The 12,001-nt window shown below is 44.6% G+C and carries 10 protein-coding genes; 5 read left to right on the top strand and 5 right to left on the bottom strand.

The features are described 5' to 3' along the window. Positions 1–72: 72 nt before the first annotated feature. Both BLS28_RS31410 and mnmE read right to left on the bottom strand, forming a co-directional pair. Positions 73–330, bottom strand: a complete 258-nt coding sequence (locus BLS28_RS31410; RefSeq protein WP_256337514.1) for a hypothetical protein — start codon at positions 328–330, stop codon at positions 73–75. A 173-nt stretch (positions 331–503) separates the two neighbouring features. Further along, positions 504–1,967: a tRNA uridine-5-carboxymethylaminomethyl(34) synthesis GTPase MnmE gene (gene mnmE, locus BLS28_RS21990; protein ID WP_091172406.1), complete on the bottom strand. Its 1,464-nt coding sequence runs from the start codon at positions 1,965–1,967 to the stop codon at positions 504–506. A gap of 203 nt (positions 1,968–2,170) precedes the next feature. Here mnmE and BLS28_RS21985 point away from each other — a divergent pair, with 203 nt between their 5' ends. Together BLS28_RS21985 and BLS28_RS21980 are read left to right on the top strand one after the other, a co-directional pair. Then, the gene (locus BLS28_RS21985; RefSeq protein WP_091172404.1) at positions 2,171–3,229 is read left to right on the top strand and encodes a nucleoid-associated protein; all 1,059 of its coding nucleotides are present in this window, start codon (positions 2,171–2,173) and stop codon (positions 3,227–3,229) included. Positions 3,230–3,312: 83 nt separating this feature from the next. Next, positions 3,313–3,606 carry a hypothetical protein gene (locus BLS28_RS21980; RefSeq protein ID WP_143020844.1) on the top strand — a complete coding sequence of 98 codons (294 nt, stop codon included), beginning with the start codon at positions 3,313–3,315 and terminating at the stop codon, positions 3,604–3,606. Between the two features lie 12 nt (positions 3,607–3,618). On the opposite strand, the gene BLS28_RS21975 is transcribed toward BLS28_RS21980, so the two are convergent. From BLS28_RS21975 to proS, 3 genes are all read right to left on the bottom strand, one after another. Beyond that, positions 3,619–4,413 carry a TIGR02757 family protein gene (locus tag BLS28_RS21975; protein WP_176844537.1) on the bottom strand — a complete coding sequence of 265 codons (795 nt, stop codon included), beginning with the start codon at positions 4,411–4,413 and terminating at the stop codon, positions 3,619–3,621. A gap of 117 nt (positions 4,414–4,530) precedes the next feature. Beyond that, a complete protein-coding gene (locus BLS28_RS21970) occupies positions 4,531–5,670 on the bottom strand; it encodes a cystathionine gamma-synthase (protein WP_091172667.1) in 1,140 nt (379 codons plus the stop codon). Between the two features lie 110 nt (positions 5,671–5,780). Next, positions 5,781–7,253 (bottom strand): proline--tRNA ligase, encoded by a 1,473-nt coding sequence (gene proS, locus BLS28_RS21965; RefSeq protein ID WP_091172399.1) that lies wholly within the window; start codon positions 7,251–7,253, stop codon positions 5,781–5,783. A gap of 100 nt (positions 7,254–7,353) precedes the next feature. Between proS and BLS28_RS30990 the strand changes: the two genes are divergently transcribed. The 3 genes from BLS28_RS30990 (at position 7,354) to BLS28_RS21950 (ending at position 11,818) form a co-directional block, all read left to right on the top strand. Beyond that, positions 7,354–8,289, top strand: coding sequence for a hypothetical protein (locus tag BLS28_RS30990; protein ID WP_175490052.1), 936 nt, complete (start codon positions 7,354–7,356; stop codon positions 8,287–8,289). Between the two features lie 33 nt (positions 8,290–8,322). Continuing rightward, positions 8,323–9,804 carry an OmpP1/FadL family transporter gene (locus BLS28_RS21955; RefSeq protein WP_091172396.1) on the top strand — a complete coding sequence of 494 codons (1,482 nt, stop codon included), beginning with the start codon at positions 8,323–8,325 and terminating at the stop codon, positions 9,802–9,804. A gap of 229 nt (positions 9,805–10,033) precedes the next feature. After that, positions 10,034–11,818 carry a DUF885 domain-containing protein gene (locus tag BLS28_RS21950; RefSeq protein WP_091172394.1) on the top strand — a complete coding sequence of 595 codons (1,785 nt, stop codon included), beginning with the start codon at positions 10,034–10,036 and terminating at the stop codon, positions 11,816–11,818. The last annotated feature ends 183 nt before the right edge of the window (positions 11,819–12,001 follow it).

Here is a 12,001-nt window from a genome sequence, read left to right as displayed (position 1 = left end):
CGTTTCCATATATTGCGGCAGGCACTCATCATAAACCAGTATTGTTTTATTACCCGCTTTCGGCACCCGCCATTAACAGTTGTTCCAATATTTCGGTATAACCGCGCTCACTGGGTAGGCCGCATCATTAACCAAAACCTGCGGATGGATAAAAGTATTGATGAGCAGCAGATCATAAGCCAAAGTCGTCCCGGTTTTTTCAATACCCTGCAGCAACAGGCCGAAAACAGCCTTGCCCGCCCCATTAAAATATTGCTCATATATTTTAATGGGGCTTGATACCAGGGAAATAGCTAACCGCCTTGGCGTTGAGCCAAAAAGTATCCGCATGGCCAGGTACAGGCTTAAACAAAAACTTAAATTAGGATCTTGACCAATTTATTGGCAGGGCTGGTTAACGTAAGGTACAAGAGCAGGTGAACGCCATGAATATTAGCAAAAAGGAATAATACCTTATTTATGAATTAAATGTTTAATTAGTAAGCGTTTGTTAACTTGTGTAATTACTTTCCGATACAAAACTTACTAAAAATATTCTCCAGCAAATCATCCGTAGTAACAACACCAGTGATCTCACCGAGGTAGTGAAGCGCCTGTTTAATATCCATCGACAAAAAATCGGAAGTTATGCTGCCATCAATACCGCCCAATACCCTTACAAGCGCCTCTTCAGTTTTTTGTAAGGCTTCGAGGTGGCGGATATTGGTTACCAGCGTTTCATCGCCACTGAGCTGGTCTTTTACGGCAGACGAGTAGATCTTGTGTTTCAATTCGTCAATATGATGTTTTTCTTTGGCGGAGATAAAAATAATGTCCGGAAATCCGAAAGTCCGAAAGTCAGTGGATGGAGAAGTGAATAAACCTCGTTCCCCGAAACTGTAAGCATTAGCGAATAAATCAGCGAAGCTTCTTTCGGACATCCCGGCTTCCTGACTGTCGGACTTATTCAGCAGATCTGCTTTATTGGCTACCACTAACATGGTAACCCCGGGTTTTTGCAGGCTGGCAATATCATTGTTCAGTTCTTCAATAGTAATCTCCGCAGCATCAAAAACATAAACCAACAGGGCCGACTGGCTGATCTTTTCCATGGTGCGCTGTACGCCTATCTGTTCAATGGCGTCGGTAGCTTCCCGGATCCCGGCGGTATCAATCAGCCTGAAATTAATGCCCTGGATATTCAGCACCTCCTCAATCGTATCTCTTGTAGTACCGGGGATATGGCTCACTATGGCACGCTCTTCATTAAGCAGGGCGTTCAGCAGGGTTGATTTGCCCGCATTTGGCCTGCCTGCTATTACCGTGTTTACACCATTTTTAATGGCATTACCCAACTCAAATGAATTAATTAGCCGGCCAACAATTTTGGTAATCTCGTGGATCAACTGTTTCAGTTGGTCTCGGTTGGCAAACTCTACATCTTCCTCAGCAAAATCGAGTTCCAATTCAATGAGCGAAGCAAAGTTTACCAGTTGCTCGCGTAGGGCCTGTAACTGAGTGCTGAAGCCTCCGCGAAGTTGTTGCAAGGCCACCTGCTGCGATGCTTTAGAGTTGGAGGCGATCAGGTCGGCCACAGCTTCGGCCTGGCTCAGGTCGAGCTGACCATTGAGGAATGCCCTTAGGGTAAATTCGCCGGGTTTGGCCGACCGTGCACCTTTTTTGATGAACAGCTTAATGATACTTTCAATAATATAACCCGAAGCATGACATGAAATCTCAACAACATTTTCGCGGGTGTATGACCGCGGACCAACAAACAACGATACCAGCACCTCGTCCAAAATCAAATCACCATCGGCAATACTGCCGAAATGAATAGTATGCGATGCCTGTTTGCTCAGGTCTTTGCCTTTAAAAACACTGTTGGCTATGTTTATGGCATCAGGGCCCGAAAGGCGAATCACAGCAATGGCGCCCACACCGTTTGGTGTGGCAAGGGCAACTATGGTATCGGTATTATCTGTCATTTTTTAGTTGATAGTTAATGGTTCATAGATCATAGCCTAAGCCCGCCTAATTTACCAAAGTGCAAAGGTCGTTATTTCGTGGTGATTTTTCTCACCTGCTCCTTCTAATCCATCTCCATATGACTTGAACATGAAAAACGCGGGCACACCATGAACTATGATCCATGAACCATTAACTAAAATCTTTACCTTCGCAGGCAATTATGGTAACTTTTTTTGAAGCTTCGCTCGATACTATTTCGGTACATCATGTTGGTAATCAGTCGCAGGAAGAGATGTATGCCCTTTCCGAACAGCCGTTAGAATTGAAGGATGAGATTATTCCCAACCTGCTTATGCAGTATTTTCTGAAACCTTTTGAAAAGGCTAACGAGGTTTATCACCTGATGCACAGCAGTGGCGACCTGGAACTAAACGAGCTGCACCACTTTGCCACACAGGTATTTGATGACAACACTAAGTTTCATGAGGCATCTGAGAAAATAGCGAAGCATTTGTACAAGGTTACCAATCACCCTAACATTAAAGGCGGCGAGCTTTATGTGGTTTACTTTAATAAAGTGCAAATTGAAGGCAACCCACTGGATGCCATCGGTATCTTCAAGTCGGAAAACAAGGAAACTTACCTTAAAGTTTACCCGGACAAAGGCGGTTTCCAGGTTGATTATGAGCAGGATGCCATCAATATTAATAAACTGGATAAAGGTGTACTAATCTTCAATATCGAAAAAGAGAACGGCTACAAGGTTGTTGTGGTTGATAAAACCAACGGCGGACAGGAAGCGGCGCGATTTTGGAAGGATGATTTCCTGCAATTAAAGATCCGCAACGACAGCTTCAATCAAACCAACAATACCCTGGGCATTTACAAAAACTTCATCACCGAAAAAATCGATGAAGAATTTGAGATGAGCAAGGCCGACAAGATCGACCTGCTAAACCGCTCCATGAAGTATTTTAAAGAAAAGGAAACCTTTGATATGGAGGAGTTTTCGAACGAAGTGATCGGTAATGAACAGGCCATCGAATCATTCAAAAACTTCAAAAACCAGTACGAGCAGGAGTTTGACAGCCCAATTGCCGATAATTTTGTAATATCAGAAAATGCCGTAAAGAAGCAGGCACGTGTTTATAAAAGCGTGTTAAAACTTGATAAAAACTTCCATATTTATATTCATGGCGATAAAGAACTGATTGAAAAAGGTTTTGACGACGGCCGGGCGATGAACTATTATAAGGTTTATTTTAAAGAAGAGGCTTAATGGCAAAAAACAACAGATAGTGAATAAACCTTTGTTTCTCGTGTGAGTCATACCTGTAACACAAGAAAAATAAACTAAGTCACATGTCTGCTCTAAAAAACACGCTCATTATTCTGTCAATTCTACTGGTATTCTCCAGTTGTAGTGTAAAACACTATACCATAGGGATGAGTGAAAGCGAATTTAAAAATTCAGAAAAGTATAACCTGGAGTTAGTTGAAGAAACCTCACAGCATGCAGTTTACAGGCGAATAGCTTCTGCAGATGCACAATCAAAACCACTATCATATCATTATTATTATTTCAATAACGGTACATTGGTGCGCACAGAACTTGTTGATGCCCCTAAACCAGGTATTGTAGTTTTGGGTAAGTAGAATGCTAATATTTTAAAACTGTACGCCCCAGCGTTCTTCTATCCCCAAACCAAACAAGGCAAAATCATATTTAACCGGATCGTTAGGATCGAACCCGCGGAGTCTTTCGGTCAGTTCAACGGCCGTTTGCCAATCGGTTTGTTTTCGGGTGATAAGATTGAGTTTGCGCGATACCCTGTCAACATGCAAATCAAGCGGGCAGATCAGATCGGTCGGTTTGATGCGGTTCCAGATGCCAAAATCAACGCCGTTATCGTCCTTCCGCACCATCCAGCGTAAAAACATATTCAGCCGTTTGCAGGTTGATTTTTGCGATGGTGATGATACATGTTTTTTAGTACGATGTGGAAAATCGGGCAAAGAAAAAAAGTATGAGCGAAAATGATTTAAAGCACCCTCAATCGCTTGAACCTTTCCCTCCCCCTTCAGGGGGGTGGGGGGTATAAACGCATCCTCCAACGATTCAAACCGTTCATAATGCTGCCGAAAAAAAGCGATGAAATATAAAGTATCCACATCATTAAAAGTGCGGTGCTTGAACTTTAACAGCTTTTTCAGATCAGGCTCTTCATGATTGATGATGAAATCGTAAGGCGCGCCATCCATCAACGTAATAAGTTCTTTGCATTTTTTGATAATGGTAACCCGCTGTCCCCAGGCCAGTGTGGCAGCCCAGAAACCCATGATCTCGATATCCTGCTTTTGGCTAAACATGTGCGGGATGGTTACCGGATCATTCTCAATAAATTCGGGGCGGTTGTATTGGGCAACTTTCGCGTCGAGGAACGCTTTGAGATTTTCTGTCATGAGTATTTACAAAAACGCCATTGCGAGGTACGAAGCAATCCCAAACTATACAGAGCGGCTCTGCCTGTCGGGGATTGCTTCGTACCTCGCAATGACGCGTATTTTTTAATATAAAGCTTAACTTAAAGCTTGCTTAATATCCTCCAGCAAATCTTCGATATCTTCTACACCTACGCTCAGGCGCAGCAGGTTATCAACTACGCCTGCTTTTTCACGTTCGGCTTTAGGAATTGAGCCGTGGGTCATGCTTACCGGGTGATTGATCAATGATTCAACTCCTCCTAATGACTCGGCCAATGAAAATACTTTAAATGACGATGCAATGCGGAAAGTCTCCTGCAAATCGGCGTCTTTCAATACAATGCTGATCATGCCACCAAAATCGCGCATTTGTTTTTTAGCGATATCATGGTTAGGATGATCGGTAAAGCCCGGCCAGTAGATCTTTTCAACTTTAGGATGATCTTTCAAAAATTCGGCTATCTGCCTTCCATTTTCGCAATGGGCTTTCATGCGCAGGTGCAGGGTTTTGATACCACGCAAAACTAAAAAGCTATCCATAGGTCCTGGTGTAGCACCGCAGGCATTGTAGATGAACCATAGCTTTTTATAAAGTTCTTCATCGTTCAGCATCAGTGCACCCATCACCACATCGCTGTGGCCACCTATGTATTTGGTTACCGAATGCATTACAATATCAGCACACAAATCAATTGGGTTTTGCAGGTATGGTGATGCAAATGTGTTATCTACCACAAAAAGTAAATTCTTCTCTTTAGTGATCTTGCCAATTGCTTCCACATCTACAATCCGCATAGTAGGATTGGTAGGCGTTTCAATCCAAACTAATTTGGTTTTATCATTTACATGGGTACGTACAAGCTCCGGATCAGACAGATCCAAAAAATGGAACTTGATACCGTAATTGGCAAAGATCTTAGTGAATATCCGGTACGAACCTCCGTAAAGGTCATTACCGGTAATAACCTCATCGCCGAGCGCAAGCAGTTTCATCACCGCATCAGTAGCGCCCATACCGCTCGAAAACGCCAGGCCAAACTTTGCGTTTTCCAAAGCAGCCAAACAATCTTCCAGCGCTTTACGGGTAGGGTTGGTACCACGCGAGTACTCATAACCCTTATTATCTCCCGGCGATTTTTGCCAGTAGGTTGATGTTTGATATATCGGCGTCATGATAGCGCCGGTAGTTGGATCGGGCTCCTGCCCTGCGTGTATTGCTTTAGTTGCGAATTTCATGAGTGGTGCTGTAAGCACGGTCCATAGCCGATAGTTCATGGACCATAGTAGTAAAAAAACAATTATTCATAGCTATGGACTATCGACCACGAACTATGGACTTTACAAAATTAATACGCCCTCGCAAATAACACCCGCTGCGTCGATGGCTTACCTGTCAAAATACATTTACCTTCTTCCTGTTTATTATCCAAAGGTATGCAACGGATTGTCGCCTTAGTTTCCTCTTTTATTTTTTGTTCGGTTTCGGATGTGCCGTCCCAGTGTGCACTGATAAAGCCGGGTTGTTCATCGAGCATACGTTTAAATTCATCCCAGGTATCAACTTCGGTGGTATTTTCAGCCCGGAAATCGAACGCTTTTTTGTAGATGTTATTTTGGATCTCCTCGAGCAGGCTTTCTATTTTACCGGAAAGGCCTTCCTGTGTGGTTGTTTCTTTTGTTTTGGTATCACGGCGGGCCAGTTCAACTGTTCCGTTCTGCATATCACGGCTGCCTATGGCTACGCGTAATGGAACACCTTTCAGTTCGTATTCAGCAAATTTAGCTCCCGGGCGATGAGTATCGCGGTTATCAAACTTAACCGAAATACCTTTAGCCTTAAGTTCCTTTTTTAACGAGTTAACATAGGCGCTGATATTATCCAGCTCTTCCTGGTGTTTATAGATAGGCACAACTACAACCTGAATTGGTGCAAGTTTCGGAGGCAATACAAGGCCTGCGTCATCGCTGTGAGCCATGATCAATGCCCCAATTAAACGGGTTGAAACGCCCCATGAAGTGGCCCAAACGTGTTCAATTTTATTCTCTTTGTTGGTGAACTTTACATCAAAAGCTTTGGCAAAGTTCTGCCCTAAAAAGTGCGATGTACCGGCTTGTAAAGCTTTACCATCTTGCATCAGCGCCTCAATGCAATAAGTATCCAAAGCACCGGCAAAACGCTCATTAGCGGTTTTACGGCCTTTTACTACCGGCAAAGCCATCCAGTTTTCGGCAAAATCGGCGTATACATTAAGCATTTGCTCTGTTTCAGCCACCGCTTCTTCCGCTGTTGCATGCGCGGTGTGGCCTTCCTGCCATAAAAATTCGCTGGTGCGTAAAAACAAACGGGTACGCATTTCCCAGCGCATTACGTTGGCCCACTGGTTAACCAGGATAGGCAGGTCGCGGTATGATTGGATCCAACCCTTGTAAGTGTTCCAGATAATAGTCTCTGATGTCGGACGGATGATGAGCTCCTCTTCAAGCTTGGCTTCCTCGTCAACAATAATATTTCCTTCGCCATCATTTTTGAGGCGGTAATGGGTTACAACAGCACATTCTTTGGCAAAACCGTCAACATGGCTGGCTTCTTTACTAAAGAATGACTTAGGTATTAAAAGCGGGAAATAAGCATTACTGTGGCCGGTGTCTTTAAACATCTCGTCAAGCACTGCCTGGATCTTTTCCCATATCGAATAACCGTACGGTTTAATGATCATACAGCCTCTAACCGGCGAATACTCGGCCATGTCAGATTTAATTACTAAGTCGTTAAACCATTGCGAATAATCTTCGTCTTTACTAATAACACCTTTGCTCATATTGATTGGATAGAATTTGGACTTGTGTAATTGTTGTATATTGCTGCCAAATTTATAAATTTAAAACTTATTTGACCTTGCACTTTTTACTTACCTGTATATGAAACGGAACATCGCGATAGGAATGTTTATTATCGGTGCCATGGCATTGAGTTCCTGCTCTACAACCAAGCTTGCATCAAACCAAAGTAATGACAACGTTTATTTTTCTGATGCACGAGCGGGCGATGAACCTGTTTATGCACAACAGCCGGCTTACAACCAAACCCCGGTTGCAGAGGATGGATATAGCGATGACGACGATGATTACTTTTACTACGATGATTATTCGGCACGTATAAACCGTTTCAGTTACTTTTCTCCTTTCGGCTATTATGACGACTTTTATTCGGCGTACAATAACTATCCTTACTACAACTATGGATTGAGCTATGGTGGTTTAGGATATTATGGCGGTGCTGGTTATTACAACGGCTGGGGATTGGGTTATGGAGGCTACTACGGCGGCCTTGGCTTAGGATTAGGTTATGGATACGGCGGTTATTATGGTGGCTGGGGCTTAGGCTACGGATATGGTGGATACGGCGGTTATTACGGCGGCGGTTACGGATACGGCGGATATGGCGGTTACTATGGTGGAGGCTATGCCTCGTCAGGTACAGCGCGTCCTTATCGTGGTAATGGCAATCCTTTTGCAGGCAGCGGGCGTCGCCCTGTCAGCAGTGCCACTTCCGGTATAGGCTACATTCCCGGAGGTCGTAACAGACCATTGGGCAGCAGAACGAACACTTACAGTAACGGCAGCAGCAATAGCGGAAATAACAGTTATAATAATAACAATGGCACCCGCTATGCACGCCCGGCCCGTACGGACGCGGCGCCTACCCGTGATGCACAGCCGGTTTACAGACAGCCACAGGTTGAACGTACATCGCAGCAACCATCCTATACGCCATCACCAAGCTCAAGCGGCGGCAGTTCACGCAGCACAGGCAGCAGCAGTGGCGGCGGTGGCGGCAGACCATCAAGACCATAAACCTAAATCTTATATTTTATTTACCTGAATTTTATGAAAATCAAGTATTTACTAAGCATAATTGCTATAGTAGCAATTACTAAAGATAGTTTTGCACAATACTCACAGGATGCCATCAGGTTTTCAACCTTTCAAACCGGGTCAACCTCACGTATCAAAGCTATTGGCAACGCCGGCACAGCCGTAGGCGGCGATTTAAGCTCCGTTAGCGGCAATCCTGCCGGCTTAGGCTTTTTTACACACTCGGAGGTTAGTATTACCCCTGAGTATGATAACTCCAAAATAAGCTCCAGCTTTTTTGGGCAGGCAGGAAGCGCCAACCGTAATGATGTGAATATGAGCAACGCTGCCATCGTATTTTATCAGCAGCTAACTACCCGTGGGCGCGACAAAAGCAAAGGCTGGCTAAGTATCAATTATGGCGCGGGCTACAGCCGTACCAATAACTTTTATGAAAACGTTGCTTACGGCGGTACAAACCAAACCAGTTCTATTTCTGATTACTATGCCGGTATCGCCAAGCGCGAAGTGTCTCAATATGGCAGTGTTAACCCTAGTGGGCTCGATGGCTGGGCATATGATCATGTCCTGATCGATAATTTTGGCCCTGCAACTGACCCAAATTCGTATGCAAGCACAGTGAATGTTCCGGTAAGGCAATTGGCGGGGATTACCCGTACCGGCGGCCAGTCGGAGTTTAACCTTTCGTTTGGCGCCAATTACAGCAATAAGCTTTATATAGGTTTGGGATTGGCTATTACTGATATCAGGTATAATTCGCATGCCAGGTTTACCGAAAATGGCAACGCCATTATAACCAATGGCGGCAACCCTACCGACTTTTCATCCACTTTCGCGCAAGACCAAAGCACCAAAGGCTCGGGCTTTAACGCCAAATTAGGTATTATTTATAAACCTATACAAGCTTTACGCCTGGGCTTTGTATTTACCTCACCAACGTTTTATAATATTGATGATTCATATTCCGAAGGGGTTGCCACGCAATACACAGGTGGCAAGAGTCATCAAAACGAATCCGAACCATATCAGCTAAGCTACAATCTGCGTACGCCGTTAAAATTAGCAGGTGGCGCGTCTGTTTTCATAGGCAAATATGGTTTCATAAGCGGCGATGTTGAATATATCGATTATACCACTACCCATTTAAGCAGTAACGACAGTTATACTGCCGATGGTGACAACAGTGATATCAAATCACTTTACCGCTCAACAGTGAACCTTCATGTGGGCGCCGAAGTAAACGTGAACAGCCTCGTTTATCTGCGCGGCGGTTACAGCCAGCAGGGTAACCCGATGAAAGACCTTGGCAGTGATATTAAAACAGTTAGCGGCGGTATAGGCTTTCATTTTGGTGCTTATTTTGTTGACGCTACTTACGCCAGGGTAACCGGCAAACAAACCATTTTCCCTTATGAAGTAGGTACAACCAGTCCTTTCGCCGATTTGAAAAAAACTAACAACAATGCATTCCTTACTTTAGGGTACCGCTTTTAACCGTTGATTTTTTTGATTGATTACGCTTATTGCGTTGATCTGTTGTACAGCCTGTCTTTTCGCTACGAAAAGACAGGCTGTTTCATTTAACGTATATCGTTGTGCCGTTGTTGATGTCGTCGCCAACAATGCCGAAAAAGTCAAAATGTGCTATTATCAGCGAAATCAACGTAATCAAAAATATCAACGGTCAAATTAAGTAACTTGCCATTCATAATTTAAATTGACCATGAACAAAAATCTACTTAAAAGCACCGGTTTGTTAGTGCTATTGACTGGTATCGGCATTAATGCCCGGGCGCAGCAATCGGCCGAAACAAAAGCCTGGGTGACCAAGTCAAATGAGTATACCAAAACCATCATCGATCTGGATAAAAAATACTCGCCCGAATACGGATCATCACAAGGCCTGGCCGAGTATGACAGCGACATCGCTGTACCAACCCTCCAAAACATCATGGCCGAACGCAAGGATGAAGAGGCCGTTGTCGCTAAACTTACCGAAGCCCTTAAGACTGAAAAAAATACTTTTATTCAACAGGATATCAATATCATTATAACCCACCTCAAACTGGGTTTTCGCCAGCAGGACTTTGAGTTGAGCCGCCAGGTCCCTTTTTTAAATGCGTCCTCAACCATTTATAGCGGACTGGAAACACTGCTTGACGATCAAACCCCCGAAGCCCGTCGCCAGGCAGCGGTAATGCGTATCCGTAAATATGCAGGACTGGAAAAAGGTTATAAACCATTGACAACCATTTACAGGGAACGTCTGCAGCACCAGATGGACGGCAAAAACATGATCTATCCGTCAAAGCAACGCATGGAAACCGATCTATCGCGCAATGCGAGTATCGTAAGCGGCATCGCCGAGCTTTGTACCAAATACAAGGTGACCGGATGGGAACAACCCTATGCAACCCTGAAAAAACAACTGGAAGATTATGACAAATGGGTAAAAGCAAATGTACTGGTAAAAGCCCGTACAGACTTCAGGCTCCCACCCGAAGAGTATGCTATGAACCTCGAAGCTTATGGTATAGATATTCCCCCTGCGAAAGTAGCTGAAATGGCACATGCCCTGTTCAACCAGATCCAGGACGAGATGAAGCCTATTGCCGGGCAGATAGCCAAAAAACGTGGCCTGCCATCAGATGACTATCGGGCTGTAATTCGTGAACTTAAAAAAGAGCAAATCCACGGAGATTCTATTATTCCGCTGTACGAGCAGCATTTAAAAGATATTGAAGGCATCATTCGCGATCATCAACTGGTAACGCTGCCAAACCGCCCGGCTATTATCCGTTTAGCTACAGCCGCCGAAACCGCGCAGAGCCCCGCCCCGCATATGGTGCCACCGCCGTTCCTGAACAATACTGGCCAGCGAGGTGTTTTTGTGCTGCCATTAAACATGCCCGCATCACCCGGCGAAAAAGCTACAGACAAGTACGATGACTTTACTTTTGATGCCGCCTCGTGGACCATCATAGCCCACGAAGCAAGACCCGGCCACGAATTACAGTTTGATAAAATGGTAGAAGAAGGGGTATCACAGGCACGCGCCCTGTACGCATTTAACTCAACTAATGTGGAAGGCTGGGGCTTATATTCCGAATATATTACCCGCCCTTACATGCCTTTAGAAGGACAGTTGGTATCGTTAGATTATCGCTTGCTCAGGGCCGCGCGCGCCTTCCTTGATCCTGAATTGCAGGCTGGTAAGATAACCCAGCAACAGGCGCTTGATGTATTGATGAACGATGTAGTACAATCGCGTGCCTTTGCCCGCCAGGAAGTTGAGCGTTATACCATTAACGCTCCCGGCCAGGCCAATAGCTATTTTTATGGTTTTACCAAAATGATTGCCCTGCGCAAAGATACCGAGGCTGCGTTAGGCAACAAATTCAACGCTTTGCATTTCCATGATTTCATCCTGTCGCAAGGGATCCTGCCGCCGGCATTAATCCGCGAGGCGGTGATGAATGATTTTGTGCCGAAAGAGAAGGCGTTGTAAGATTTTCTATAAAACGCAAAAAGCGGGTTATTTAAAAATCATCCCGCTTTATTGGTTATTTACGATGTCGCGATAGAGCAGGGTGGGCAAGCGGGACAAAATAATGCAGCCCGTGATTCTGCCCTATTTGCAGGGCCCGTCGCTTAATAACAAAAGAACACAAGGGCGATGACGGTAACAATA

It is taken from the genome of Mucilaginibacter gossypii, assembly GCF_900100945.1.
Taxonomy (GTDB): Bacteria; Bacteroidota; Bacteroidia; order Sphingobacteriales; family Sphingobacteriaceae; genus Mucilaginibacter; species Mucilaginibacter gossypii.
Note: the sequence above shows the minus strand (reverse complement) of the source record. Positions and strands in the feature narration are given on the sequence as shown.

Bases quoted from the DNA above. Each gene is read 5' to 3' on its own strand.
- BLS28_RS31410 (WP_256337514.1), bottom strand. From the start codon at position 330: ATGCGGATACTTTTTGGCTCAACGCCAAGGCGGTTAGCTATTTCCCTG.
- mnmE (WP_091172406.1), bottom strand. From the start codon at position 1,967: ATGACAGATAATACCGATACCATAGTTGCCCTTGCCACACCAAACGGT.
- BLS28_RS21985 (WP_091172404.1), top strand. From the start codon at position 2,171: ATGGTAACTTTTTTTGAAGCTTCGCTCGATACTATTTCGGTACATCAT.
- BLS28_RS21980 (WP_143020844.1), top strand. From the start codon at position 3,313: ATGTCTGCTCTAAAAAACACGCTCATTATTCTGTCAATTCTACTGGTA.
- BLS28_RS21975 (WP_176844537.1), bottom strand. From the start codon at position 4,413: ATGACAGAAAATCTCAAAGCGTTCCTCGACGCGAAAGTTGCCCAATAC.
- BLS28_RS21970 (WP_091172667.1), bottom strand. From the start codon at position 5,670: ATGAAATTCGCAACTAAAGCAATACACGCAGGGCAGGAGCCCGATCCA.
- proS (WP_091172399.1), bottom strand. From the start codon at position 7,253: ATGAGCAAAGGTGTTATTAGTAAAGACGAAGATTATTCGCAATGGTTT.
- BLS28_RS30990 (WP_175490052.1), top strand. From the start codon at position 7,354: ATGAAACGGAACATCGCGATAGGAATGTTTATTATCGGTGCCATGGCA.
- BLS28_RS21955 (WP_091172396.1), top strand. From the start codon at position 8,323: ATGAAAATCAAGTATTTACTAAGCATAATTGCTATAGTAGCAATTACT.
- BLS28_RS21950 (WP_091172394.1), top strand. From the start codon at position 10,034: ATGAACAAAAATCTACTTAAAAGCACCGGTTTGTTAGTGCTATTGACT.